18 protein-coding genes are annotated in these 26,077 nt (G+C 72.9%); 9 read left to right on the top strand and 9 right to left on the bottom strand.

The genetic code is table 11. The annotated features are described in order from the left end of the window. Positions 1-10: 10 nt before the first annotated feature. Together IEZ10_RS16230 and IEZ10_RS16225 are read right to left on the bottom strand one after the other, a co-directional pair. Entirely contained in the window at positions 11-430 is a 420-nt protein-coding gene (locus IEZ10_RS16230; protein ID WP_189247336.1) for a CBS domain-containing protein, read from the bottom strand. Between the two features lie 207 nt (positions 431-637). Continuing rightward, positions 638-1,441, bottom strand: coding sequence for a helix-turn-helix domain-containing protein (locus IEZ10_RS16225; RefSeq protein WP_444545400.1), 804 nt, complete (start codon positions 1,439-1,441; stop codon positions 638-640). 206 nt (positions 1,442-1,647) lie between these two features. On the opposite strand from IEZ10_RS16225, the gene IEZ10_RS16220 reads away from it, so the two are divergent. Continuing rightward, positions 1,648-1,926 carry a type II toxin-antitoxin system Phd/YefM family antitoxin gene (locus IEZ10_RS16220; RefSeq protein WP_229811320.1) on the top strand — a complete coding sequence of 93 codons (279 nt, stop codon included), beginning with the start codon at positions 1,648-1,650 and terminating at the stop codon, positions 1,924-1,926. Beyond that, entirely contained in the window at positions 1,923-2,198 is a 276-nt protein-coding gene (locus IEZ10_RS16215) for a type II toxin-antitoxin system RelE family toxin (protein WP_189247333.1), read from the top strand. The genes IEZ10_RS16220 and IEZ10_RS16215 overlap by 4 nt, the downstream gene beginning before the upstream one ends. Positions 2,199-2,226: 28 nt before the next feature. Here the strand turns inward: IEZ10_RS16215 and IEZ10_RS16210 are convergent, their stop codons facing one another. Beyond that, positions 2,227-3,102: an AEC family transporter gene (locus IEZ10_RS16210; RefSeq protein WP_189247332.1), complete on the bottom strand. Its 876-nt coding sequence runs from the start codon at positions 3,100-3,102 to the stop codon at positions 2,227-2,229. Positions 3,103-3,256: 154 nt separating this feature from the next. Between IEZ10_RS16210 and IEZ10_RS16205 the strand changes: the two genes are divergently transcribed. Continuing rightward, complete coding sequence (locus IEZ10_RS16205) at positions 3,257-4,453, top strand: serpin family protein (protein ID WP_189247331.1); 1,197 nt, start codon at positions 3,257-3,259, stop codon at positions 4,451-4,453. Between the two features lie 111 nt (positions 4,454-4,564). Here the strand turns inward: IEZ10_RS16205 and secA2 are convergent, their stop codons facing one another. Both secA2 and IEZ10_RS16195 read right to left on the bottom strand, forming a co-directional pair. Then, positions 4,565-6,766, bottom strand: coding sequence for an accessory Sec system translocase SecA2 (gene secA2, locus IEZ10_RS16200; RefSeq protein WP_229811355.1), 2,202 nt, complete (start codon positions 6,764-6,766; stop codon positions 4,565-4,567). A gap of 219 nt (positions 6,767-6,985) precedes the next feature. Beyond that, positions 6,986-7,339 carry a hypothetical protein gene (locus IEZ10_RS16195; RefSeq protein ID WP_189247329.1) on the bottom strand — a complete coding sequence of 118 codons (354 nt, stop codon included), beginning with the start codon at positions 7,337-7,339 and terminating at the stop codon, positions 6,986-6,988. A gap of 251 nt (positions 7,340-7,590) precedes the next feature. Here IEZ10_RS16195 and IEZ10_RS16190 point away from each other — a divergent pair, with 251 nt between their 5' ends. Both IEZ10_RS16190 and IEZ10_RS16185 read left to right on the top strand, forming a co-directional pair. Next, a complete protein-coding gene (locus tag IEZ10_RS16190) occupies positions 7,591-8,751 on the top strand; it encodes a lactate 2-monooxygenase (RefSeq protein ID WP_189247328.1) in 1,161 nt (386 codons plus the stop codon). A 120-nt stretch (positions 8,752-8,871) separates the two neighbouring features. Beyond that, positions 8,872-9,663 (top strand): class II aldolase/adducin family protein, encoded by a 792-nt coding sequence (locus tag IEZ10_RS16185; protein ID WP_189247327.1) that lies wholly within the window; start codon positions 8,872-8,874, stop codon positions 9,661-9,663. Between the two features lie 139 nt (positions 9,664-9,802). Here IEZ10_RS16185 and IEZ10_RS16180 read toward each other — a convergent pair whose 3' ends face one another. From IEZ10_RS16180 to IEZ10_RS16170, 3 genes are all read right to left on the bottom strand, one after another. After that, positions 9,803-10,816, bottom strand: a complete 1,014-nt coding sequence (locus IEZ10_RS16180; protein WP_189247326.1) for a DMT family transporter — start codon at positions 10,814-10,816, stop codon at positions 9,803-9,805. Positions 10,817-10,968: 152 nt separating this feature from the next. Next, entirely contained in the window at positions 10,969-11,586 is a 618-nt protein-coding gene (locus IEZ10_RS16175) for a hypothetical protein (RefSeq protein ID WP_189247325.1), read from the bottom strand. Between the two features lie 67 nt (positions 11,587-11,653). Beyond that, positions 11,654-12,379 carry a 2OG-Fe(II) oxygenase gene (locus tag IEZ10_RS16170; protein ID WP_189247324.1) on the bottom strand — a complete coding sequence of 242 codons (726 nt, stop codon included), beginning with the start codon at positions 12,377-12,379 and terminating at the stop codon, positions 11,654-11,656. A 315-nt stretch (positions 12,380-12,694) separates the two neighbouring features. On the opposite strand from IEZ10_RS16170, the gene IEZ10_RS16165 reads away from it, so the two are divergent. Next, positions 12,695-13,057 (top strand): VOC family protein, encoded by a 363-nt coding sequence (locus IEZ10_RS16165; RefSeq protein WP_189247323.1) that lies wholly within the window; start codon positions 12,695-12,697, stop codon positions 13,055-13,057. Between the two features lie 155 nt (positions 13,058-13,212). Next, positions 13,213-14,139, top strand: a complete 927-nt coding sequence (locus IEZ10_RS16160) for a DMT family transporter (RefSeq protein ID WP_189247322.1) — start codon at positions 13,213-13,215, stop codon at positions 14,137-14,139. Here the strand turns inward: IEZ10_RS16160 and IEZ10_RS16155 are convergent. Further along, the gene (locus IEZ10_RS16155; protein ID WP_189247321.1) at positions 14,060-15,457 is read right to left on the bottom strand and encodes an FAD-dependent oxidoreductase; all 1,398 of its coding nucleotides are present in this window, start codon (positions 15,455-15,457) and stop codon (positions 14,060-14,062) included. The genes IEZ10_RS16160 and IEZ10_RS16155 overlap by 80 nt on opposite strands. A 655-nt stretch (positions 15,458-16,112) precedes the next feature. On the opposite strand from IEZ10_RS16155, the gene IEZ10_RS16150 reads away from it, so the two are divergent. Together IEZ10_RS16150 and IEZ10_RS16145 are read left to right on the top strand one after the other, a co-directional pair. Next, complete coding sequence (locus IEZ10_RS16150) at positions 16,113-19,259, top strand: LamG-like jellyroll fold domain-containing protein (RefSeq protein WP_229811319.1); 3,147 nt, start codon at positions 16,113-16,115, stop codon at positions 19,257-19,259. 429 nt (positions 19,260-19,688) lie between these two features. Next, positions 19,689-25,991 carry an RHS repeat-associated core domain-containing protein gene (locus IEZ10_RS16145; RefSeq protein WP_189247319.1) on the top strand — a complete coding sequence of 2,101 codons (6,303 nt, stop codon included), beginning with the start codon at positions 19,689-19,691 and terminating at the stop codon, positions 25,989-25,991. Positions 25,992-26,077 lie beyond the last annotated feature (86 nt).

Genomic DNA, 26,077 nt, shown 5'->3' with positions numbered 1-26,077 from the left:
AGGCGGGCCGTCAGGGGTTGTTCTCCCGGGCGGCGGAGATGTCGGCCAGCGCCGACTCCTCGTCGCGTTCGATGGCCAGGTCGCCGATGCTCACGATGCCCACGGCCCGGTCGCCCTCGACCACCGGGATCCGGCGGACGGCGTTCGAGCGCATCAGCTGCACCACCTGGTCGATGCTGGTGTCGGGACCCACGGTCACCAGGTCACCGCTGTAGGCCTCCAGCACGGGCGTCTCGTGCCCCTTGCTCTCGGCCACGACGCGGACCGCGATGTCGCGGTCGGTCACGATCCCGCTCACCCTGCCGTCCACGGTGACGATCACCGCCCCGGTGTCCTGGCTGCTCATGAGCCGGGCCGCCACGGACACGGGCTGCGCGGCGTCCACGGTCGCCGGGTCGCGGGTCATCACCTCGGCCACGGTCTGTGCCATGTCGTTTCCTCCCTCGCTGGTGAGAGAGGGTCATACCCGGCCGTCGGCGAGGGAAGGGATCGCTTCGGCAAATGTGTGCCCCGGGCTTCGCCGCGTCGGGCCGGATCAGGGGTCCGCCGTACGGGTCCGGACCCGGGTTCGGTCACACCGGGCCGGGTTCCGCCGTACGGGTTCGGGGGACGCCTGGCCGGGGTCCGCCGCGGGCCGTCAGTCGGGGTGGTGCTGGTGTTGCAGGTAGGCGGCGGTCTCCGGGTTGGCCGGGAAGTACGCCTCGATGGCCAGCTCGGCGACGGTGATGTCCAGCGGGGTGCCGAAGGTGGCCATCGTGCTGAAGAAGACGAGCTCGCGGTAGCCGCGACGCAGCCGCAGGGGGATCACGATGTCGCCGGGGCCGGGCCGTTCGATCTCCGGCTCGGGCTGGTCGCAGGGGTAGCCGTCGAGCTCCCGCCAGAGCGCGGCCAGGTCGGGGTCGGCGGTGAGGCTCATCTGGCGGCGCAGCCGGTGCAGCAGGTGGGCCCGCCACTCGCCGAGGTTGATGATCCGCTGGGCCATCCCCTTGGGGTGCAGGCTCAGCCGCAGCACGTTGACCGGCGGGTCGAGCAGCTCCGGCGCGACGCCGCGCAGCAGCACGCCGGTGGCGGCGTTGCGGTCCACGAGGTTCCACCGCTGGTCCACGACCACCGCCGGGTACGGCTCGTGGCCGTGCAGTACCTGGCCGAGCGCCTCCCGCACCGAGGTCATGTGCGGCGAGCTGAGCGGCGTCTCGGAGTAGACCGGCGCGAAACCCCCGGCCAGCAGGAGATGGTTGCGCTCGCGCAGCGGGAGGTCCAGCTCCTCGGCCAGCCGCAGGATCATGTCGCGGCTCGGCTTGGACCGCCCGGTCTCCACGAAGCTCAGGTGCCGGGTGGAGATGTCGGCCTGCAGGGCGAGGTCCATCTGGCTCATCCGTCGGCGTTCCCGCCACTGGCGCAGCAGCTCGCCGACCGGCCGGGACGCGCTGGCGGTGGTCACGATCACCACCATAGCCACAGCCCCGCCGGCGGAACCATCGTCACGAGCGTAATCGTGACCTCGAAGTCACCGACGCACTCCGGCGGTCCCGAACGGCTCTGGCGGGGCGCTTCTCCGACGTCACCTCCTCAGGCCCCGGCCATCTCGGACCGCTGGAGCCGGCGATGTCGCCCATCCCCCGAAGGGCTTTGACTATAATTATGTACATGACGGTTCTTCCTCTGGCTGACGCTCGTGCGAGGCTGTCCGGCATCGTCGAGTCCGCCATCAGCACGCATGAACGATTCGAGATCACCCGTAACGGCGTGCCCGCCGCCGTGCTGCTGGCCGCCGATGACTACGAGACGATGCGTGAGATGATCGACATCCTCTCCTCGGCGGAGACGGTTGAGGCCATCCGTGAAGGGCTGGCCGATCTGGGGGCGGGACGCACCCACTCCGAAGCCGACGTGGAAGCGGAGCTGCGCCGGATCGGCCGCTTGTGAGCGACCGGTACGAGCTTCGTCTCACCCGTCGCGCGAGACAGGACCTCACCGAGCACCTGCCCGCGAAGGTCGTGCCCGCTGTCTGGGAGTTCATCACCGGGCCGCTGCTGGACAACCCCCGCCGCGTGGGTAAGCCGCTCGATGAGCCGCTGGCTCCTCAATGGTCGGCCCGTCGAGGGGAATATCGGGTTCTGTACCTGATCGATGACGGCCGGGTCATCGTTCAGGTGGTCACCGTTCAGCATCGGGGAGACGCCTACCGGTCGCGTTAGGCCACCGGTCCGAGAAGGCCGGAGGGGGTCAGGGGGCCGCGGTGAGGACGATGGCGGCGAGGGTGAGGGGAGACAGGACGCTGGAGACGAGGATGGCGTCGCGCGGCAGGTCGGCGGCGCGGCCGTACTCGACGGCGTAGACGTAGGTGTTCTGCGCGGTGGGCAGCCCCGCGAACAGGACGGCCGCGAAGAGCGCGTGGTCGTCGAGGTGGAGGAGGAACCTCCCGGCGAGGAAGGCCACGAGCGGCTGGGCGAGCAGCTTGAGCGCCACCACCGGGAGGGTCCCCCGCCAGGCGACGGCCGAGCCGTTCAGCGACATGCCGAGCGAGAAGAGCGCCAGCGGTACGGCGGCCCCGCCGAGGATCTCCAGGGGTTTCGTCACGAGTTCGGGCGGGTGCAGGCCGAGGGCGGACACGCCCAGCCCGAGGAGCGAGGCCACCACGATGGGCGTGCGCAGCGGCGCCAGCGGGGACGGGCGTTCCGCGCCGAGGCCGAGAAAGATCAGCGGCGAGACCAGCGCGACCTGGAAGACCATGACCGACACCACGAACGTCGCGTCGTGCAGGACGTACAGGCCGACCGGGATGCCGAGGTTGCCGGAGTTGACGTAGGCCGACGCCATCGCGGCGACCACCCGGTCCGGCAGCTTGCCGCGCCGCAGCGTGAGCGCGGCCAGACCGACGGCGAAGGTGCTGACGGCGAACGCGAGCAGCGGGAGCGGCTGGATCCGGTCCAGCGGCGTACGGCTCAGCGTGCCGAACAGCACGGCCGGCATCGCCAGGGTGAACGCGAACCGGGTGAGCGTCCGCTGGAACTCCTCACCCGCCCACCCGGACCGGGCGGCCAGCCAGCCGAGGGCGCCGATGAGCCAGATGGGGGCGAACGCCGAGATCACCGCCTGCACCGCCCCACCGTACTGATCCCCGTTCTCCGGGCCTGACGGTGGGAAGGGCGAAAGGGCCGGCGGTGTGCCACAGGTGGAGGCGGAGGGCATTGCCCGGTATGGGAGGTGGTGAGATGATCGCGCCTTCCGACGGACTCTCACCCCGGAGGTGGGCATGGTGCTCGGCGGATCGCAGGGGGAACTCGTCACGGCGGTGAACGCGCTGACCGCGCGCTGGGCCGCGGCCTGTTCCGGAGAGTCGTCCACCGTGCTGGCGGGGGCGGGTGTCTGGCCGCTGCTGGCGTACCTCGCCTCGGCCGCCGACGGGCCGGGACGCGAGGAACTGGAGCGGGCGGTCGGGGTGGACGCCGCCGGCGCGGCCCGGGCGGCCGGTGAGGTCCTGGCGATCCTGGACGGCTCGCCGGCGGTCCGCGCGGCGCTCGGGCTGTGGACAGGGCGGGGGCTGCGGCTGCGGCCGTCGTGGACCGCCGCGCTTCCGGAGCACCTGCGCGGCGAGCTGACCGGCGTCCCGGAGGACGACCGGGCCGCGCTGGACGCGTGGGCCGCGGACCGGACCGGCGGGCTGATACGGGCGTTGCCCGTGTCCGTGACCGGGGACACGCGCCTGGTGCTGGCCGGCGCGCTCACCGTCCGCACCGCCTGGCGCCACCCGTTCCTCGACGAGGGGGCCGAGCCCGTCGCCGGTCCGTGGGCCGGCCGGCCGGTCGCGGTGCTGCGCCGTACCACCCGGACGCCCGGACGGGTCCGGGTCGCCGGCACCCCGGCCGGGCCGCTGACCGCGCTCCGGATCGAGGGGGACGGGGAGGTGGACGTGCACCTCCTCCTCGGCGAGGAGTCCCGTACGGCCGGCGAGATCCTCAGCCAGGGCATCGGCGTCCTGGCCGGGCGGCACCCCGCGGTGGACGGCGACGCCCTGGCGGAGGGGGACGCGGGGCCGGGCGTCACCGTCTCCAGCGAACGCTCCCACGAGCCGGGCGACCTGCTGGCCGTCACGGTGCCGCGGTTCACCGTCGCCTCCTCGCACGACCTGACGGCGCTGCCGGAGGTGTTCGGCCTGGCCGCGGTGACCGACACCGGCCGCGGCCACTTCCCCGGCATCGGCGACGAACCGCTCGCCGTCGGGCAGGCCAGGCAGGACGCGGTCGCGACGTTCTCCGCCACCGGGTTCGAGGCCGCGGCCGTCACCGCCTTCGGCATGGTCACGGCCGCGGCGGTGACGCGGCCCGCCCACCGGGTGCGGAGGGTCGAGGTCGATCTCACCCGACCCTTCGGGTTCCTCGCCGCGGACCGGACGAGCGGCCTCGTGCTGGCGGCCGGCTGGGTGGCCGAGCCGGAGGCGTGGAACCCGTAGCGCCGCGGGGACGCCGAACCGCCGCGGGCACCGCCGGGCCGGAACGTGCGGTCCTCGGGTGCGCCGGGCCGCCCGGCCGCGGGCGTGTGGAACCCGCGGGCGGCGCGGGGGTCAGCGGCGGCGGACCTTGGTGGTCAGGCGGTTGAGGATGCGCTCCCACTCGGTGCCGAAGGGGTTCTCCTGGACGAGGTAGGTCCAGGTCGCGGTGGGCCGCTTCAGGCCCGCGCCGTCGAGGTCGAGGCCGTCCGCGGTGATCTCGGCGGCCTCGAACGCCGCGATCGAGCGGGACTCCACCTCGGCCAGCATCCGCTCGTAGGCCGGCTTGGCCTCCTTGTTGAACTCCTCGATCGGGCTCAGCCGGCCCAGCGCGCGCAGGTGGATGCCCTCGCGCAGCTCGCCGAGGTAGGCCAGGTGGTCGGCCCAGCAGCGGTCGAGGTGGAACAGGACGATCTGCCGGGCGGCCTCGTCGAGCACGTCCTCGCCGACGCGCTCCGACAGCTCCGTCCACCGCTCCGGGGCGGCCCCGGACAGGGCGTCACTCGCCGAACGGCCGCGCAGCACCTTCTCGCGCAGCCCGAGGACCATGGCGCGGTGCTGTTCGAGCAGCCGGGTGTAGCGCCAGGTGTTGCGGTGGATCTCCATGTCCACGCCCTCGGCGACGCGCTGGGCGTGGCCCACCAGCTCGCGGTCGGGCACACCCCTGGCGTACTCGTCGGCCACGTAGTGGGTGATCAGGTCGTCCTCGCCGCTGACGAGGAAGACCGACCCGCCCGGGTCGCCCTGACGGCCGGCGCGCCCGCGGAGCTGGTCGTCCAGGCGGCTGCTGGCGTGCCGGCCGGAGCCGATGACGTACAGCCCGCCGAGCTCCTCCACACCCTCGCCGAGACGGATGTCGGTGCCGCGCCCGGCCATCTGGGTGGAGACGGTGATCGCGCCGCGCTCCCCGGCCCGGGCGATGATCGCCGCCTCCTCGGCGTCGTTCTTGGCGTTGAGGACCACGCAGTCCAGGCCGCGGCCGGCGAGGTTTCCGGCGAGCCGCTCGGACTCGGCGACGTCGAGGGTGCCGACCAGGATCGGCCGTCCGGTGGCGTGCACCTCGGCGATCTCGTCGACCAGGGCGTGGTCCCGCTCCATCGCGTACTCGAACAACCGGTCCGGCTCGTCGATCCGCACGCACGGGCGGTTGGGCGGGACCACGGCCACCCTGAGGTCGTAGAACTCCCGGAGCTGGTCGCCGACCGCGACGGCGGTGCCGGTCATGCCGCACCGCTGCGGGTAGCGGGTGATCAGCCCCTGGACGGTGATGGAGTCGAGGACCTCGCCGCTCTCGGACGGGGCGAGCGCCTCCTTGGCCTCGACCGCGGCCTGGAGGCCGTCCGGCCAGCGCTGGAGCATCGCCACCCGGCCCCGGGAGGGGTTGATCAGGTGGACCCTGCCGTCGCGGACGATGTAGTCGACGTCCCTGGTCAGCAGCGCGTGGGCGTGCAGGGCGAGGTTGACCTCGGTGAGGGCGGCGGGGGTGTCGTACAGGTCGAGGCCGAGGGCCTCCTCGACGGTGTCGATGCCCCGGGACGTCAGGTGGACGTTGCGCTCCTGGTCGTCGATCTCGTAGTGGTAGCCCTTGACGAGCCGGCGGACCAGCGCCGCCGTCTCCGGCGCCGCGTCGCCCGGGTCGGCGGCCCCGGCCAGCACCAGCGGCACCCGGGCCTCGTCCACCAGCACCGAGTCGGCCTCGTCGACCAGCGCCACGTCCGGTTCGGGCACGACCAGGTCGGCCACGTCGGTGACGATCCGGTCGCGCAGCACGTCGAAGCCGATCTCGCTCACCGAGCCGTAGGTGACGTCCGCGGCGTAGGCGGCCCGGCGCTCGTCCGGGGTGGCGGACTCCGAGATCCAGCCGACCGACACGCCCACCGCCTCGTACAGCGGACCCATCCACTCGGCGTCGCGCCGGGCGAGGTAGTCGTTGACGGAGATCACGTGGACGCGCTTGCCCTGCAGGGCGTATCCGGCGGCGGCCATCGCCCCGGACAGGGTCTTGCCCTCGCCGGTGGCCATCTCGGCGACGTTGCCGGACAGCATGGCGAGGGTGCCGACGAGCTGCACGTCGTACGGCCGCAGCCCCAGCGTACGGCGGGCGGCCTCGCGCATGATCGCGCAGAACCCGGCCAGGTCGTCGGTGGAGGGCCGGGGCAGCTCGTCCGCCGCCCGCAGGTCGTCCTCGCGTTCCCCGGCCGCCGCGACGATCCGCTGGAAGGGTGCGAGATCGATCGAGCCGGGGCGCTCCAGGAATCGTCTGATGCGTGCGGTTATCGAGGCCACGTTCCCTCCAACGCCCGCTTCCGGGGCCATGGTTCCGGTGTCGCCTCACCGTACCCAGGGGACGGATCACGTGTCGTGGGGGAATGCGATAAACAGAGCTTTAAGGCCCTTTTTCGTGATTTGTGGTGTGTCTCGGCGCGGCGACCCGGCGCGTCGCCGTGCCCGGGAGGGGCGGCCGCGGTGACCGTCCCCTCTCCGGGAAAGGGCCGGCTACCGGGGAGGGCGCCTGCAGAAGCGGGCGTAGCCGTCGTCGTAGCCGTCCAGCCATCCCCTGTCGTAGTCGCTCATCCGGGTCATGCCGGGGGAGGCCAGCGACCTCAGCGAGTTCGCGTAGGCCGACACGCAGTCCTGGCCGGCGGCGCGGTAGCCGTCCCGGTAACCCCGCCAGTAGTCGTCCTGGGGCGGCCTGCGCGGCGCGATCGTGGGCTGCGCCGCGCTCTGCGCGGTATCCGCCGTGCCCGCCGGGGTCGGCGCGGCCGAGGCCGCCGAGACCGAGACCGCCCCGATGGCGAGGGCGGCGAGAAGCGCCGTGCCGAGCGCCGTCAGTTCTCTCTTGCCGTACATGGGTTCCTCCCCGTGATCGGACCGCGGGCGGAGGTCGCCCGGCGGCCGTATTCGGCGACCACGGTAGGAAGGCGAAGGTCCGGAGCGAGGGACCGAATCGCCCGCTTTCCGGTTCTTGAAGCAGCTTTAGCGAAGCCGGCTTCCCGGTTCCTCACCCGCCCGGCGGAGGGGCCGGGCCCGCGGCGAACGCGGAAGGTCGCGGACCCGCGGTGAATATGGACATCTCCCTCTATCCGGGACAGGCTTGACCCGTGAACTTCTCTGACTACCAGTACGAGATCTACCTGAACGGGCTGGCCGGGCGGCTCCCGCCGTACTCGACCGACGTCGGCAGGCTCGAACAGGCCGTCAGGGAGAAGCTCGACCCCGGCCCCTACTGGTACGTCGCCGGTTCGGCCGGCACCGGGGCGACCGACCGGGCCAACCGCGAGGCGTTCGACCGGTGGCGCATCGTGCCCCGGATGCTGTGCGACGCCTCGGTCAGGGACCTGCGCACCGAGCTGTTCGGCAGAACCTACCCCGCCCCCGTCGCGCTCGCCCCGGTGGGCGTGCAGTCGATCGTCCACCCGGACGGCGAGCTCGCGACCGCCAGGGCGGCGGCGGCCCTCGGCGTCCCCGCGATCCTGAGCACCGCCTCCTCCCACACGCTGGAGGAGGTCGCCGAGGCCGCCGGTCCCGAAGGCCCGCGGTGGTTCCAGCTCTACTGGCCGCACGACGACGAGGTCACGCTCAGCCTGCTCGACCGGGCGGCCGGGAACGGCTACGACACCCTGGTCGTCACCCTGGACACCTGGACCCTGGCCTGGCGGCCCAACGACCTCGACCAGGCGTACCTGCCGTTCCTGCGCGGCACCGGCCTGGCCATCCCGCTGTCGGACCCGGTCTTCCGCTCCCGGCTGGCGCGCCCGGTGGAGGAGGACCTGAACGCGGCGATCATGCAGTGGGCGCCGATGTTCAACGGCCGCTCCCACACCTGGGACCGCCTGCCGCTGCTGCGCGACAACTGGGACGGGCCGATCGTCCTGAAGGGCATCCAGCACGTCGACGACGCCCTGCGCGCCGCCGACGCCGGGATGGACGGGATCGTCGTCTCCAACCACGGCGGCCGGCAGATCGACGGCGCCGTGGCGGCGCTGGACACCCTCCCCGGCATCGCCGCCGCCGTGGGCGACCGGCTCACCGTGCTGTTCGACTCCGGGATCCGCACCGGCGCCGACATCTTCAAGGCCCTGTCCCTCGGGGCGCGCGCCGTGCTGCTGGGCAGGCCGTACGTCTGGGGGCTGGCCGCCGGCGGAGAGGACGGCGTGCGCCACGTGGTGCGGAGCCTGCTCGCCGAACTCGACCTCACGCTCGGGCTCGCGGGACACCGCTCGCCCGCCGGTCTCGACCCGTCCGTCCTGTCGGTCCGGTGACCCGTCGCGGCCCGGGCCCCGCGCTCCGGCCGGCCCGCTCCGGCCGGCCCTGTGATCCCCTCCTGTGATCTCCCTCCGCTTCGTCCCCGCCCATCCCGACCCGTTCGCACTGGAGGCACGATGAGCCTGTCCGACCTCAAGCCGATCCCCGCCGACCAGCTCACCTTCCGGCTGCCGCAGAAGTTCGAGAACGTGGCCGACGAGCGCCGCCACCGCCAGGAGCGCCTGGTGGCGGCGCTGCGGCTGTTCGGCCGGTTCGGCTTCGAGGAGGGCGTGGCCGGGCACATCACCGCCCGCGACCCCGAGCACCCCGACCACTTCTGGGTGAACCCGTTCGGCATGTCGTTCAAGCGGATCAAGGTCAGCGACCTGATCCTCGTCAACCACGAGGGGCAGGTCGTCGAGGGCCGCTACCACGTCAACCAGGCCGCGTTCGCGATCCACGCGATGATCCACCAGGCCCGGCCGGACGCGGTCGCCGCCGCCCACAGCCACTCGGTGTACGGCAAGGCCCTGTCGTCGCTGGGCACGCTGCTGGAGCCGCTGACCCAGGACGCCTGCGCCTTCTACGAGGACCACGCCCTGTTCGACGACTACACCGGCGTGGTCCTGGAGACGGAGGAGGGCCGCCGCATCGCGGCGGCGCTGGGGTCCGGCAAGGCGGTCATCCTGCGCAACCACGGCCTGCTGACCGTGGGCGACTCGGTGGACGCCGCGGCCTGGTGGTTCATCACGATGGAGCGTTCGTGCCAGGCGCAGCTGCTGGCCAAGGCCGCCGGGCCGACCGTCCCGATCGAGCACGAGAACGCCAAGCTCACCCACGGGCAGATCGGCAACGACCTGGTCGGCTGGGTCAACTTCCAGCCCCTCTACGACCAGATCAGCGCGGCCGAGCCGGAGATGTTCGACTGACACCGGGCCGGGTGGCCCCGGGGCGCGGTCCCCGCGTCCCCGCCGTCCGGTCCCGCGTCCGGTCGTGCGCGGTCCGGGACATCGGTCCCGGTGCGCGGTCCCGCGCCGCCGGACGGCGGGCGCGGGACCGTGCCGGGGATCAGCCGGTCACCGGCGCGGGTTCCCTCCTCTCCCGCAGGGCGAGGAGGGCCACCGCGGCGAGCAGCAGGGCCGCGCCCGCGACGCCCTGCGCGGTGAACCGCTCGCCGAACGCGATGATCCCGATGGCCGCCGCCCCGACCGGCTCCACGAGCGAGATCACCGAGGCCGTCGTGGCCCGGACGGATCCCAGCCCGGTGAAGAACAGGACGTAGGCCAGCGCCGTCGGGACGACGCCCAGGTAGGCGACGGCCGCCCAGAAGACGAGCGGGTCGCCGTCCGGGAACAGCCCCCCGGACAGCGCCAGAGGCAGCAGGCACAGGCCGCCGACGGCGAAGCCGCCGAAGGTCGCGGCGTACGGCTCGGCGGAGAAGGCCCGGTTGAGCAGGGTCACCCCCGCGTAGGCGGCCGCGGACAGCAGCGCCCAGCCCGTGCCCGCCGCCGAGAAGGACGCCGGGCCGCCGTCGAGGACCAGCATGGCCAGGCCCGCCAGGGCGACCGCCGCGGAGCCCAGCCCGGCCGCGCCCAGTCGCTCGCCCAGCAGCAGCCGCGCCGCGGCGGCCACGAACACCGGGGTCGCGCCTATCGTCACCACCGTGGCGACGGCCAGGCCGGAGGAGGCGACGGCCGCGAAGTAGGCCGTCTGGCAGACGGCCATCGCCACGCCGGTGGCCGCGATCCGGCCGTACCGCCGGACACCGGCGAGCACGAACCCGCCGACGCCCGGGATGCCGGAAGCGGTGGCCCGGCCGGGAAGCCGGATGTCACGGACCGGAGCCGGCCGCCGGAGGCCGGGGCGAGCGGTCCGCCGGGTCTCGCGGCCCCGGTTCCGGCCGATGAGATGGAGGATCGGAAGGAGCGTCGCCGCTCCGGCGGCGAACCGCCAGAACGAGATCGAGACGGGGTCCAGTCCGCCCGAGAGGCGGAGCATCGCCCCGGCGGCGCCGCCGGTGCCCCAGGCGGTCGCCGCGAAGGAGACGTACAGCAGGCCTCGCCGTACGGAGACGTGCGTCATGGAGTTCTCTCCAAAGGAAGGTGGTTGTCAGGCCGCACGTGTGCGGGCGGCAGCCACCCACCGGATCGCTCGGATCCGGTCGTCAGGAGAGGGAACCGCCCGCGTCAGCGGGCGGGCGGCGGAGAAACGATCAGCATGCGCACGGATGGATCCTAACGCGGTCCCCGGCCGGGAGCCCAAGCCTCCGCGGCTCCGGCTCCGCGGAACCGGTCACCACGCGGTCCGTACGCGGCGACCTTACGGTCATCGGGTGACGGTCCCCGCTCGGTCCATGGCGGGAAGAAGGTGATCAGGCCGGGACCGATCTCCCAGGTGCCGCCGTCGAACGCGGCGCCGCGCAGGCCCTCCAGCGTGCCGGGGCCGGCGAGCGCCGCGCTTCGCGTGACGGAGGCGAAGCCGAAGGTCCTCGCCGGCCGCCAGCCGGTGCTGTGCCGCAGGCGGCGGCTCATCTGGGCCCAGCCGAGAGGGACGCCGGCCACCACCCAGGCGTCCGGGGGGCCCGCGGTGAAACGCCGGGCCGGGCGCAGCCAGGAGGCGGCCTCCTCCGGCCAGTCGACCACCGCGAGGATCTTCCCTTCCCAGGCGTCGGCGAACGCCGCCGCGGCGGCCGCCGAGACGGCGTCGCGGCTGTGGCCGATCGTGACGGTCCTGATCCTGGGGCGCTGGGCACGCAGCAGGCCGAGCAGCGCGGCCAGTTCGGCGGCCGTGTGCGGGGGTGTGATCGTCTCGGTGGCCCGCATCCCGTGAAGCAGCGGCGAGGCCGTTCGCATGGCGCCATGCCCTCCGGTTCCCGTGTGGACCGGGCGGCCGGTCTGTCGCGGCCAGCCCGGGCGGACGTCAGACCGCGTCATGGAAGACCAGCCCGAGGGTGTGCCGCAGGCCGCGCCGTACCGTGCTGACGCCGTGCCGTACCGGAGCGGCGGACCAGCCCCGCGCGGAGGCGACCGGCCGGTCGCGGGTGGTGAAGACCAGCCCGTGACCCTGAGGCAGCAGCGTCACCGTACCCCGCGACTGGGCCCGGGGGCACTGTTCCACCAGCAGGAACTCCCCGCCGTCGTAATCCGTGCCCGGCCGGTCCAGGCCGATCACGACCTGCAGCGGAAACACCAGGTCTCCGTACAGGTCGCGATGCAGGGCGTTCCAGTCACCGCCGCGATAACGCAGCAGGATGGGCGTCGGCCTGGTCTGCCCGGCGGCACGGCACATCGCGAGCCATTCGTCCAGGCTGTCCGGCCAGGGCGCGGGCCTGCCGAGCCTGGTCGCCCAGTCGCGGGCGATGGGCAGCAGCCGTGGGTAGAACGCCTGCCGCAGCTGCTCCACCAGGTGGGGGAGGGGCCGGTCGAAGTAGCGGTACTGGCCGCGGCCGAAGCGGAACCGTGCCATGTCGATCGTCGAACGGAACCGGGAGACCTCGTCGTAGAGTCCGGCGATCTCGCGGCACTCGTCCCCGGTGAGGATTGGACCGGTCAGCGCGCAGCCGTGGGCGTCCATCTCCTCGGCCAGGCCGGCCCAGTCGGTGCCCGCCACGCGTTCGTGCGGGGTGACCGCCATCGGTGTCGGCATGCTCGCTCCTCGGTGTCGCGTCGGTGGGAACCGGGGCACCCGGCTCGGGTCCGGGTCACATGGGCGGCGGCTGGAACGCGCCCTTTTCCCCCTCACCCTGTATAACGCCGGCCCGGCCTCGGGTTCCGGCGGGTTCCGGACGTCGTGTCCGTGCCACGTGCCGCGGCCGTGGCCCCGGCATGTGACGCGACCGGCCGGAAGGGGTCCGCCCGCCGTACCGGGGGCCGGGCGCGGGAGCCTCGCCGATCCGGGAGATCCGCGTTTTCGGCCCGTACCTGACAGCACATGGCAGGTATGGGCGGCACGATGAGGGTCATGACAACGACCGCGAAATTCCTCGCCGTGAACATCGACTGCGCCGACCCCCGGGGGCTCGCCGAGTTCTACTCGAAGGTCTTCGGCTACGAGGTGCAGTACGCCGAGGACACCTACGCCGGGATCGGCGACGGCACGATGAACATCTACTTCCAGCAGAACCCCGACCGCAGGCCGTCCACCTGGCCGGGGCCCGACAAGCAGTTCCACCTCGACGTCCTCGTCCCGGACGTGGCGCAGGCGGTCGAGGACTACCTGAAGCTCGGCGCCTCCAAGCCGGACTTCCAGCCCGGTGAGGGCCGGTGGGTCGTCCTCGCCGACCCCGAGGGGCACCTCTTCTGCGTCTGCCCGCAGAAGGACTGAGGCTCCCGCCCGCGGGGGAGGACACGGGTTCACATCGCCAAGAGGTATCTGCCGGTGCATGACCCGGCGCTTACTTCCCCGCCGGGCCCCTAAGCTGGAACAATGATCCGACTGCCATCGCATTACCCCGTCCCGCTCGTCTTCGGGGAGCGGCGATGACCTGGGTCGGAGTGACGATCGCCCTGGTCGGCGCGCTGGGTTACGCGCTCGGCGCCGCCCTCCAGCAGTTCGAGGCGGTCACCGAGGGAGCCTCGCTCAAGCTGATGCGGCGTCCCCGCTGGTGGATCGGCGGCATCATCGGGTTCACCGGCGCCAGCCTCCACGCCGTCGCGCTGAGCCTCGCCCCCCTCGTGGTCGTGCAGCCGATCAGCGTGGCGACACTGGTGTTCGCGGTGCCGCTGGCGGCGATGCTGCACGGAAGGCGGCCGCACCGGGCGGAGATCCTGGGGTCGGTCGCGGTGGCCGTCGGCCTGCTCGGGCTGATGCTGCTGGTCCCGGCCCACCCCAGCGTCCCGCACCTGACGAACACCGAGGCGCTGGGCTTCCTGGGCTGCGTCGGGCTGGTCGTGCTGATCTCCCACCTCGCCTCCCGCAGGGCGCGCGGCCCGGCCAAGGCGCTGCTGATGTCGGTCGGCGCGGGAGCGGTGACGGCCAGCGTGTCCACCTTCGTCCGGGTGGTGGGCGGCGACCTCCAGGGTGATCTGGGCAGGCTGCTGACCTGGTTCACGCTCGCCATCCCGGTGCTGCTGGTCTGCGCGGTGGTGCTGCTGCAGAGGTCCTACGCGGTCGGCTACTTCGGGATCGCCTACGCCGCGGTCCAGGTGGTCGACCCCATCACCTCGGTCCTCGCCGGCGCGCTGCTGCTCGACGAGGCCCTGCCGAGCGGGGCCGCCGACGCGATCCCCGCTCTGCTGGCCTCGGCGCTGCTGATCTGGGGGACCGTCACCCTCGGACGGCTCTCCCCGGACCACGGCCGCACCCCCGTCCCGGAGGTCCCGCCGATCACCTCGCCCCCCGCCGGCCCGCAGCCGCCGGAGACGCCGCAGCCGCCGGAGACGTCCGAGGCGTCACGGGTGGCCTGACCCGGGACCCGGGCGGTCGCCAGCCGAGCACCTCGTCCATCGCGGCGGTCATCCGCCCGCCGGCGAGACGCCAGGCGAGCCCCATCATCGTGTCGCGCAGCCGTACGGCCAGTGGGTTGCGGATCCGTGTCGTCCGGCAGATCGACGCCGACCTGGCGATGATCCGGCTGGTCCGCTCCAGCCGGGCGGCGGTGTACGGGGCCAGGTCCACACCCGTCGCGCCGGCCGTACCCGTGCCACGGGCCGCGCCCGCCGGGCCGTCGCCGTCCCCGGCGACGTGGGCGAGCACCACCGCGTCCTCGATCGCCTGGCAGGCGCCCTGGCCCATGTTGGGCGTCATGGCGTGGGCCGCGTCGCCCAGCAGCGCCACCCTGCCGAGGTGCATCGCGGGCAGCGGGGTGGCGAGGTGGTGGACGTCGTTGCGGAGGACGAGCTCCGGCGGGGCCGCCTCCAGCAGTGCCGGGATCGGGTCGTGCCATCCGCCGAACAGGCGGAGCAACTCGGCACGGCGGCTCTCGCCGTCCCCGGGGTCCCCGCCCGCCGGGACGGTGTCGGTGGCGTAGCAGTAGGCCGTGCCGCCGGCCAGCGGCATGACGCCGAAGACCCTGCCCTCGCCCCAGCTCTCGAACGTCCGGCCGGGCCGTCCCCCGCCGGGGACGAGCAGCCGCCAGCTCGTGACGCCCGCGTAGGAGGGGCCCGGGTGATCGGGGAACAGCGCGGTCCGGATCGGGGAGCGGATGCCGTCGGCCGCCACGACGAGGTCGGCCACCACCTCGGTCGTCCCGGCGGCGCCGTCATGGGCCGCGCCGCCCGCACCGGTGTCCGCGCCCGCTCCACCCGAACCCGCGCCCGCACCGGTGTCCGCGCCGCCCGCACCGGTGTCCGCGCCCGACGGGCCGCCGGTCCGGACGGTCACCCGGCCGGTGTACGGGTCCACCGCCGTGACCGTGGAGTCGAGCCGGATCACGCCGGGCTCCAGCCGGGCCGCGATCGCGTCGACCAGGTCCGTACGGCGTAGCAGCACGACGGAGTCGCCGTGCCGGGCGGAGGTGGCCTCCTCGGTGGTCCGCATCAGCCATCGGCCGTCCGCGCGGCGGACGCCGGCCTCGCCCTGGACCGCGGACAGCCGCCGGATGTCGTCCCCGATGCCGATCGTGTCGAGGGCCCGGAGCGCGTTGGCGGCGATGCCCAGCCCCGAACCGACCGGTTCCAGGGACGGCGCCCGCTCGAACACCGTGACCTCCCAGCCGCGCCGCCGCAGCGCCACCGCCGCCGTCAGTCCGCCGATTCCCGCCCCGACCACCACCGCGTGCGCCACGGCCCCTCCTTCGTCACTACAGATGTAGTGACGGTACTACGTCTGTAGTCTCACTACAAGTGTAGTTTCGGGGGCGGGGATTCGTGGCATGCCGGGTCCGCGGAAAGGGCGCCGCAAGGGGGGCGTCGCGGGGGCGCGACCTGGAGGTAGAGGACCGGTCCCCGCCGGGACGGTCGCCGGGTGACACCGTGATCGCCGGGGAGGGGGCAGGGCCGCCCGGCCCGTCTTCGCGGGCCGGTCGGGCCGTGTGCTGGCAGTTTTCTTCAGGAAGGGGAAGTTTCTGAAGAAATGTGTCACAAGATCTGGACGGCCCCCTCCACGCGGGTGACAATCCGCTTGTCAATTCAAGATCATGGAGACGCCGGGCGGCCATGAGCCGCGCGACGTCCCAGCTCGACGACGGCGAGGGCCGATGCGCTTAGGTCGTGGACTGGTCGTGGTGATGCTGGCGGGCGTGGCCGCCGTGACACCCCTCAATCGTTCGGACGCCGTCGCCGGCACGTGGGAACAGACCACGGACGCCGTCACGGGACGGCGGGACGCGGATCCCGCGGGGAAACCGGCCGGACCCCTCGCCGGCCGTACGGAACGACCGGCGGAGGAACCGGCCCAGGCACTCGCTCGCCGGACGGGGAAACCGGTCGAGGTCGCCGCGATGCGCACGGAGACGCGCCAGGTCTTCGCCAGGCCGGACGGCACCTTCACCCTGGAGCAGTACGCGCGTCCGGTGCGGGTCCGCCAGGACGGCCGATGGGTGGACGTGGATCCGACGCTCCGGGCCCGCCCCGACGGGACGATCGCCCCCGTCGCGACGGCGGTCGGCCTGACCTTCTCAGGCGGGGGGAACGCGCCGCTCGCCCGGATGGCCCGCGGTGACAGGACGCTGGAGCTGGGCTGGCCGGGCACGCTGCCGAAGCCCGTGCTGAAGGGCGACACCGCGACCTACCCCGAGGTGCTTCCCGGGGTGGACCTCCAGGTCAGGGCGGACGTCGACGGCTTCTCCCACCTCCTCGTGGTCAAGTCGCGCGCCGCGGCCCGGAACAGGGCCATCGCCGAGCTGAACTTCCCGATCTCGGCCGAGGGGCTGTCGCTGAGATCCACCGGAGGCGGCAACCTGGAGGCCGTCGACGGGAACGGCGGATCGGTCTTCACCGCCTCACCGCCGCTGATGTGGGACTCCTCGGGAACCCCGGCCACGCGCACGCCGGCGTCGGCGGGGGCGGAGACGGCCGCCGGGGTCGAGGCGGCGGCGGGGGAGGGCGTGCCCCCCGGCGCTCGCCACGAGGTGATGGGAGTGGAACTCGCCGGCGGGAAGCTGGTGCTCAGGCCGCACCGCGGCATGATCGAGGACCCGGGGACCAGGTTCCCCGTCTACCTCGACCCGTTCTTCTCCGCGGCCCGCGGCGCCTGGACGGCCGTCTGGAGCAACCACCCCTCGTCCAACTTCCTGAACGCCAGTGACGTCGCCAGGGTGGGACACGTCTCCGGGCAGACCAACAGGTCGTTCTTCCAGATGAACACCGGCACGACCATCCACGGCAAGCAGATCCTCAAGGCGACGCTGCGCACGTACGAGACCTGGTCCTACTCGTGCGGCGCGCGGAAGGTCGAGGCCTGGGCGACCGGCACGATCAGCAAGAGCACCACCTGGAGCAAGCAGCCCACCTGGTCCAGACTCCTCGACACCGTGAACGTCGCGAAGGGCTGGGGGGCGTCCTGCCTGCCCGGCGGCGTCGAGTTCGACGTCACCAGCCAGGCCGCCGACGCCGCGGCGAAGAACTGGCCCAACATCACCGTCGGGCTCAGGGCCACGAGCGAGACGGACGTCTACGCCTGGAAGAAGTTCAAGAACAACCCCAGCCTGGTGATCGAGTTCAACTCGCCGCCCGCCGCGCCCGTGGCCGCCGACACCTGGTCGGACCCGGGAGGAGCCTGCGCCGCCGGCGACCAACGGCCGATCATCGGCACCACCACGCCGAAGCTGTGGGCCAAGCTGCGGGACGCCGACGACGCGGTCAGGGGACGGTTCGAGTGGTGGACCGCCGCCGGCACGAAGGTGGGGGAGCGGCTCACCGAGTCGCAGGGAACGGGCAGCGCCTTCTACGCGACCGTCCCGCAGGGCGCCTTCGGCGACGGCGACGTGATCCGCTGGCGGGTCCGCGCGGAGGACGGCAGGATCAACAGCGCGTGGAGTCCCTGGTGCGAGATGACCGCCGACGCCTCCGCGCCCGGAGGGGAACCGGTGGTGACCTCGACGGACTACCCGGAGGACGGCTGGAGCGGCGGCGTCGGCCGGACCGGATCCTTCACGTTCACCGCGGCCGGCGTCGCGGACGTCGTCGGCTACGTCTACGGGCTGGACACCGCCCCCAAGGCCGAGGTCGCGGCCGACCAGGCGGGCGGGCCCGCGACGATCCGGCTCACACCCCGCCACGACGGCCCCAACGTGCTGGCGGTGCGCAGTAAGGACCGCGCGGGACACCAGAGCCCGATCCGCACCTACGTGTTCAACGTCAACCCGGGAACCGGCCCCGACGGGCACTGGACCCTGGACGACGGGCAGGGCGGGGTGGCCGCCGACCGCACGGGCGCCCACCCGGCCACCCTGTACGGCGCGGCCGCCTGGACATCCGGCAGGACGGGCGCGGGGCTGCGACTCGACGGCGCCGGCGGCCACGCGCGGACCACCGGCCCCGTCGTGTCCACCCTGGGCAACTTCACGGTCGCCGCCTGGGTGCGGCTGACCGGCACCGGCGCCGCCGCGACCGCGGTCGGCCAGGACGGCGGGCGCAACGGCGGCTTCTCCCTGGGGTACTCCAAGGCCGACGGCCGCTGGGCGCTGAGCCGTACCGTCGCGGACACCGACGGGGCGGCGGTGGTACGCGCGCTGTCGGCGTCCGCGCCGAAGCCCGGTGAGTGGACCCACCTCGCCGGCGTCTACGACACGGCCGCGGGGGAACTGTCCCTCTACGTCAACGGCCGCCTGGAGTCGACGGTCCCGTTCACCCGGCCGTGGGACGCGACCGGGCCGCTGACGATCGGCAGGACGAAGGCCGGCGGGGCGGAGACGGAGTTCTGGCCGGGCGACGTCGACGACGTCCGCGTCCACGGGCGCGCCATGTTCGGTGACGAGGTCGCCGACCTGGTGAACAGCGCCGCGACGCTGGTCGGGCACTGGAAGCTGGACGAGGGATCCGGCACCGTCGCCGCCGACTCCTCCGGCCGGGCGTCGGCGGCGACGCTGGGCGGTGGCGCGTCGTGGACCGAGGGCTGGCTGGACGGCGCGCTCGCCCTCGACGGTACGGGCGGCCACGCGCAGGCCGCCGGTCCCGCCGTCAACACCGCGGCGGGATTCACCGTCACCGCCTGGACCCAGCTCGACTACCTGCCCACCCGCGACGCGGCGATCGTCTCCCAGGCCGGGAACAGGGCCAGCGGATTCCAGCTCGGCTACGACAAGGAGAAGGGGCGCTGGGTCCTCGGCATGGCCGCCGCCGACACCGACACCGCCGCGGTGGCGCGGACACGCTCCGACGCGGTCCCCGCGCCGTTCGAGTGGACCCACGTGGCCGGGGTCTACGACCCCCTCCAGGGCGAGCTGCGCATCTACGTGAACGGCCGGCTGTCGGCCGGCACCGTCACCGCCCACGTCAGCGCGTGGAACGCCACCGGCCCGCTGCAACTGGGCCGTGCCAAGACGGCGGGCGTCTTCACCGGTCACTGGCCGGGGATCGTGGACGACGTCCGTACCTACGACGGCGTGCTGAGCGCCGAACAGATCGCCCAGTTGGCCGCCCAGTAGTCCCGGGGCGGATCTCCCGATCGGCCGCCCGGCACTCCGCCGGGCGGCCCCGTCCCACCGAGCCCCGTCCCACCGGTCCCTGACTCACCGGTCCCTGACTCACCGAGCCCCGACCCGCCGGTCCCTGACCCACCGAGCACCGACCCACCGGACCCCGCCCCATCGGTCTCCCCGCCTCACCGATCCCCGGCCCCCGATCCCGGCCTTTCCCCGACCCCGGTCTTCCTCCGGTCCCGCGCCGACCTTCCCTGCCCGATTTCGGCCTTCTATGTCTCCTTTTATCCCTTCTTATCCCGTTTCTTCTCCTCTCGGTCGCCCACCGCCCCACCCCTTCCCGTCCCTTTCCGAACCGGTCGTTCACCCCTCCGCCCCGGCTCGTCCAGCCGGTCACTCCCCCCGTTCGACTCGTCCACAGATTGGGTGAAGTCAGTGAACCTGGCACATGATCCAGATCCTCCGGAGTCCTACTGGAACCGTCTGACGCTTCCCGTACGGAAGTCGCCGTGGCCCCGGCGGCTGGCGGCCACGCTGGCGGTCGTCGTGATGGCGCCGCTGGTGCCCGCGGTGCCCGCGAGCGCCGCGCCCCGTTCCGCCCCGGCCGTCCAGCGGGAGACCCCGGTCCTCGGAAAGCGGGTCCCCGTACTGCCCAGGACGGCCGACCCGGCGGAGAAACAGGCGTGGAAGACGCCGCCGAGCGTCGTCTGGCCGAAACCGCAGGCGGTCGAGCTGGACGCGACCGGCGGCGCGGGGGCGCGCACGCTGGCGGCCGACTTCCCGGTACGGCTCGCCCCGCCGAAGAAGCCCGCCGAGTCCGCCGAGTCCACCAAGGCCGCAGACGACGGGAACGACAAGGGCGGCAAGGAAGCCAAGGACGCCAAGGACGGCAAGGAGGCCGCGGCGGCGGCCACCCCCGACAGGGTCCGCGTCGAACTGCTCGACACCGCGCCGTCCGGACTGCTCGGTCTCGCCCTGCGGGTGACGGCGGGGCAGGGGCTGGCGGTCGCGAGGGGACGCACCCGGCTGGAGATCGACTACTCCGGCTTCCGGTACGCCTTCGGCGGCGACTACGGCGCCAGGTTGCGGCTGGTACGGCTGGACGAGTGCGCCCTGACAGCCCCGGCCGCGCCGGCCGCCGCGGCCGCCTGCCCGCGACCCGAACCCGTGCCGTCCGACAACGACGCGAAGAGCGGCACGCTGGCCGCCGACGTCGACCTGCCGGCGCTGTACGCGCTGCAGGCGGCGCCCTCCGGGCCGTCGGGCGACCACGCGGCCACCTCGCTCGCCCCCTCGTCGAACTGGAGCGTCGGCACGCAGTCGGGTGACTTCACCTGGGACTACGGCCTGCGGGCGCCACCCGCGCTGGGCGGTGATGAGCCCGACATGTCGCTCGTCTACAGCTCCCAGAGCGTGGACGGCCGTACCGTCTCGACGAACAACCAGCCGTCCTGGGCGGGCGAGGGGTTCGAGCTGAACCCCGGCGGCTACATCGAACGCCGCTACAAGTCGTGCATGATCGACGGCAAGAAGACCGGCGACCTGTGCTGGGACCAGGAGAACGCGACACTGGCCCTCGGCAACTCGGCCGTCGAACTGGTCAAGGACGCCACGACCAAGCAGTGGCGGCCCAGGCGCGACGACGGGACGCGCGTCGAGTACCTCACGGGCGCCGCCAACGGCGACGACAACGGTGAGTACTGGCGCGTCACCACCGACGACGGCACCCAGTACACCTTCGGCCTGAACCGCCTGCCCGGCTGGGCCACGGGCAAGCCGGAGACCGGGTCGACGTGGACGGTGCCGGTGTTCGGCAACAACAGCGGCGAGCCCTGCCACAAGAGCGACGCGGCGTCCTCCTGGTGCCAGCAGGCCTACCGGTGGAACCTCGACCTCGCCGTCGACACGCACGGCAACGCCACCACCTACTGGTACGGGGCCGAGAAGAACCACTACGGGCGGAACATGAAGCCCGAGCTGGGCACGGAGTACGTGCGCGGCGGATACCTCAAGCGGATCGACTACGGCTACCTGCGGGGCGAGCTGTTCACCCGGTCGCCCGCGGCCCGCGTCGTCTTCGACGTCGCCGAACGCTGCGTGCCCGGCGGGACGGTCACCTGCGCCGCCGACCAGCTCAAGAAGGAGACGGCGAGCCACTGGCCCGACGTCCCCTTCGACCAGATCTGCGGCTCGGGGGAGAAGTGCACCAACCGGCTGTCGCCGACGTTCTTCACCCGCCTGCGCCTGGCGAAGGTCACCACCCAGGTGCTCAACCCCGACACGGCCAAGTGCTCGGGCAAGCCGTACTGCGACGTCGACTCCTGGACGCTGACGCACTCCTTCCCCGCGACGGGTGACGGCCTCAGCCCCTCGCTGTGGCTGGCGTCCATCCAGCAGAGCGGCCACGTGGGCGGCACCGTCACCCTGCCGAAGGTCACGTTCGTCGGCGTCCAGCTGCCGAACAGGGTGGATTCCGACGAGGGCCGCGCGCCGCTCGTCAAGTGGCGGGTCCGGTCGGTGAACAACGAGAGCGGCGGGGAACTCCGGGTCGAGTACGGCCCCGCCGACTGCAAGCCGGGAGACGCGCCGGCCGCCGACCGCAACGGCCGGCTCTGCTTCCCCCAGCGGTGGGCGCCGCCGGACGAGGGCGAGGTCACCGACTGGTTCCACAAGTACGTCGTGACGCGGACGCTGGAGATCGACCGGGTCGCGCAGTCACCGCCGGTCGTCACCGACTACGAGTACCTCGACGGCGCCGCCTGGCACTACGCCGACAACATCCTGGTGAAGCCCGAGCACCGCACCTGGTCGGAGTGGCGCGGGTTCGGCAGGGTCAGGGTCCGCGGCGGCGACGGGCAGGACACCAAGCGGACGCTCACCGAGTTCAGGTACTTCCGCGGCATGGACGGCGACCGCCAGGCCGACGGTTCCAAGCGCCGGGCGCAGGTCGTGGACTCCGAGGGCGGCAAGCTGGACGACCTCGACCAGTTCGCCGGGTTCGAGCGCGAGGAGATCCTCTACGAGGGCGACGGCGGGGAGATCGCGACCGCCACGGCGGAGGAGCCGTGGTCGCTCAAGACGGCCGAGTCCACCCAGGGCGGCGTCACCAAGCTCGCCCACATCGTCGAACCGAAATCCATGGTGACCCGCACCGCGCTGGAGGGCGGGAAGTGGCGGCGCACCGCCGAGGAACGCGCCTACGACACCCAGGGCATGCTCACCCAGGTCGACGAGAAGGGCGACCTGGACACCGGTGACGACGACCAGTGCACCCGCTACACCTACGCCCGCAACACCACGGCGTGGCTGCTGGACTACACCAGCAGGATCCACAAGGTCGCCGCGGGATGCGGCGCCGGCGTGTCGAAACTGGCCGCCGCCGACGTGATCTCCGACGAGCGGATGCAGTTCGACGGCGGGCCGTACGGCCAGGCGCCCGTCAAGGGCGACGTCACCGCCGTCCAGTCCGTGGCCGGGGACGGCTCGGCCGTCACCGAGTCGGTCAAGACCTACGACGCCTACGGGCGGATGACCAGCGAGACCGACGCGGCCGGCACCAAGGTCGTCACCACCTACACGCCGACCTCCGGCGCGCCGGCGACTGAGGTCACGGAGACCAACCCGCTCGGTCACGTGGAACGCACCCTCATCGAGCCGGCCTGGGGCGAGGTCGTCACCGAGATCGACGCCAACAACCGGCGCGTCGACCTGGAGCACGACGCGCTCGGCCGCCTCGTCAAGGTGTGGCAGGGCGACCGCAGCAAGGAGGCCGGCCAGTCGCCCAGCACCGAGTACTCGTACCTGACGCGTAACGACGGCCCCAACGTCGTCACCACGAAGACCCTGCGGGCGGACGGCGGCTACACCGTCAGCCACGAGCTGCTCGACGGCCTGCTGCGCCCCCGGCAGACCCAGGAGCCGGCGCCCCGGGACGACCAGGCGCAGGATCCCGCGCTGCGCGACGGGCGCACGATCACCGACACCTTCCACAACTCGCTCGGCGAGGTGGCCAAGTCCAACAGCGGCTACTTCAGCCCCGGCGAGCCGTCCACCGAGCTGCTGGGGGTGGCCGACACGGCCGTCCCCAGCCAGATCGTCACCTCCTACGACGGGACCGGGGAGGTGTCCGTCCAGGCCTTCCGGGTCAAGGGCGTGGAGAAGTGGCGGGCCGCCGCCACCTACCGCGGCGACCGGATGCACATCACCGCTCCCGCCGGGGGCACCGCCGTCACCCGCATCGGCGACGCCGAGGGCCGGCTCGTCGAACTGCGGCAGTACAAGGGGGCCACGCCCACCGGCGACTACGAGGCGACCAGGTACACCTACGACACGTCGGACCGGCTGTCCACCGTGACCGACCACGCGGGCAACGTGTGGCGGCACACCTACGACCTGCGGGGCAGGGAGATCAGGACCGAGGACCCCGACAAGGGCGTCACGACGTTCACCTACAACGACGTCGACGAGGTCGTCACCTCCACCGACGCCCGGGGCCGGACCCTGGCGTACGTCCACGACGCGCTGGGACGCAAGCGCGAGCTCCACGAGGGCTCCACGACCGGCCCGCTGCTCGCGGAGTGGAAGTACGACGCGCTGGCCAAGGGGCACATGAACGCCAGCATCCGCTACGTCGGCGGCCAGGCGTACAAGGCGGAGATCAACGCGATCGACGCCGAGTACCGCACCCTGCGGCAGACCGTCACCGTCCCCGCCAGAGAAGGCAAGCTGGCCGGGTCGTACGTGCTCAACAGCCGCTACACCCTCGACGACCAGGTGCAGTCCGTCAGCTTCCCCGCCGCGGGCGGGCTGGCGGAGGAGTCGGTCGTCTACACCTACGACGGGCTCAGTCAGCCGGTCACCGTCAGCGGCCTGTCGTCGTACGTCACGGCCACCCGCTACTCCAAGCTGGGTGAGACCCTGCAGTACGAGCTGAACAGCGGCGGGAAGAAGAGCTGGCTCACCTACACCCACGACGAGAGCACCCGGCGGCTGACCCGGACCCGGCTGGACCGCGAGTCGGCCCCGGCGCCCGACCTGGACCTCAACTACACCTACGACCCGGCCGGGAACATCACCAAAATCGCGGACATGGACGGCGGCCGGTCCAGGGACACCCAGTGCTTCACCTACGACCACCTGCGCCGCCTGACCGCGGCGTGGACGGCCACCGACGACTGCGCGGGCGGCGGCCCGCGGTCGGACACGATCGGAGGCGTGGCGCCGTACGCGACCAGCTACGCCTACGACTCCACCGGCAACAGGACGAAGGAGACGCGGCACGCGTTCGGCGGGCGCGCGGAGTCCGTCCGCTCCTACACCTACCCCGCCGCGGGTGAGGCGCGGCCGCACGCCCTCCTGACGGCCGGCACGGACGTCTTCGCCTACGACGAGGCCGGGAACACGACCCGGCGCAAGGTCGGGGCGGCCGACCAGACCCTGGTCTGGGACGCCGAGGGCAACCTCGAATCGGTGACCGAGGCGGGGAAGACCACGTCGTTCGTGTACGACGCCGACGGCGAGCGGCTGCTCCGCAAGACGCCGACGGACTCGACGCTCTACATCGACGACATGGAGCTGCGGCTCGACCTCGCCAAGGACGTCGTCGAGTGCACCCGCTACTACACCATCGGCGACGAGACGATCGCCGTGCGGACCCCGGACAACAGGGTGTACTTCCTGGCGTCCGACCACCAGGGCACCGCGCAGGCGGCGGTCAACGGCGGCACCGGAGACGTGGCCGTCCGCAGGACGACGCCGTTCGGTGAGGACCGTGGCACGGCACCGCCGTGGTGGCCCGGCCAGCGGGGATTCGTGGGAGGCGTGCGGGACGCGTCGACCGGGCTCGTCCAGCTCGGCGCCCGCGAGTACGACCCCGTGAACGGCCGGTTCCTGTCCGTCGACCCGGTCATCGACGAGGAGGACCCCCAGCAGCTCAACGCCTACGCCTACGCCAACAACAGCCCCGTCACGATGAGCGACCCCGACGGGCAGCTGGTCTGGATCGTCGTCGGCATCGCGGCCAGGATCGCGGCGCGCGCCCTGGCCAGGAAGCTCGCTCAGGCGGCCGCCAGGCGGGCGGCCCAGGCGGCGGCCCGGCGGGCGGCCATCGCGCTGGCCAAGCGGCGGGCCGCCGCGCTCGCCAAGAAGAAGGCCGCGGAACTGGCGAAGAAGAAGGCCGCGGAGCTGGCGAAGAAGAAGGCCGCGCAGGCGGCGAAGAAACGAGCGGCCGAGAAGGCCAGGAAGGCGGCCGCCGCGGCGGCCAAGCGAAGAGCGGCGGCGGCCGCCCGCCGGGCGGCGGCCAAGCGGGCCAAGGCGGCGGCGGCCAAGGCGCGCAGCAGGCGCGTGAGCAGGGCCCCGGCCAAGCCTGCCCGGCAGCGGCCCGCCCACCGTCCGACCAGCCGCAAGGCGGTCCAACGGCAGTCCCCGCCCAAGGCGCAACGCTCGCCGGTCAGGGACGGGAGCTACTACCGCATCGACGGGAGCAGGCAGCCGTCGAAATCCGTCAGCGTCTACCGCAACGGGAAGATGTACCCCGAAGGGCAGCCGCCCGCGGGCATGGTGCGGCCCTCGGGGTCGGGTCAGGCCATGCGGCAGGACTACAAGCCGGCGGAGTTGGACCCGCCCTCGACGCGGACGGGCATCATCGCCGAGACGGCGGCCCGGTCGACCAAGTTCATCAACGAGGGCGACCTGGACAGCCTCTTCATGCACATCATCCGTCTGGCGGGGGGAGGGTGATCCCGGCCGGTCACCCACCGGTCCGATGACCGGTGGGTGACCGGCGCGGACGGCGGCGGGCCCCGGCGCACCACGGTGTGCCGGGG

The sequence above is a fragment of the Streptosporangium pseudovulgare genome (assembly GCF_014648055.1).
GTDB classification, from domain to species: domain Bacteria; phylum Actinomycetota; class Actinomycetes; order Streptosporangiales; family Streptosporangiaceae; genus Streptosporangium; species Streptosporangium pseudovulgare.
This window is presented reverse-complemented; position numbering and strand designations above follow the sequence as displayed.

Bases quoted from the DNA above. Each gene is read 5' to 3' on its own strand.
- IEZ10_RS16230 (WP_189247336.1), bottom strand. From the start codon at position 430: ATGGCACAGACCGTGGCCGAGGTGATGACCCGCGACCCGGCGACCGTG.
- IEZ10_RS16220 (WP_229811320.1), top strand. From the start codon at position 1,648: ATGACGGTTCTTCCTCTGGCTGACGCTCGTGCGAGGCTGTCCGGCATC.
- IEZ10_RS16205 (WP_189247331.1), top strand. From the start codon at position 3,257: ATGGTGCTCGGCGGATCGCAGGGGGAACTCGTCACGGCGGTGAACGCG.
- IEZ10_RS16195 (WP_189247329.1), bottom strand. From the start codon at position 7,339: ATGTACGGCAAGAGAGAACTGACGGCGCTCGGCACGGCGCTTCTCGCC.
- IEZ10_RS16185 (WP_189247327.1), top strand. From the start codon at position 8,872: ATGAGCCTGTCCGACCTCAAGCCGATCCCCGCCGACCAGCTCACCTTC.
- IEZ10_RS16180 (WP_189247326.1), bottom strand. From the start codon at position 10,816: ATGACGCACGTCTCCGTACGGCGAGGCCTGCTGTACGTCTCCTTCGCG.
- IEZ10_RS16175 (WP_189247325.1), bottom strand. From the start codon at position 11,586: ATGCGAACGGCCTCGCCGCTGCTTCACGGGATGCGGGCCACCGAGACG.
- IEZ10_RS16170 (WP_189247324.1), bottom strand. From the start codon at position 12,379: ATGCCGACACCGATGGCGGTCACCCCGCACGAACGCGTGGCGGGCACC.
- IEZ10_RS16165 (WP_189247323.1), top strand. From the start codon at position 12,695: ATGACAACGACCGCGAAATTCCTCGCCGTGAACATCGACTGCGCCGAC.
- IEZ10_RS16160 (WP_189247322.1), top strand. From the start codon at position 13,213: ATGACCTGGGTCGGAGTGACGATCGCCCTGGTCGGCGCGCTGGGTTAC.
- IEZ10_RS16150 (WP_229811319.1), top strand. From the start codon at position 16,113: ATGCGCACGGAGACGCGCCAGGTCTTCGCCAGGCCGGACGGCACCTTC.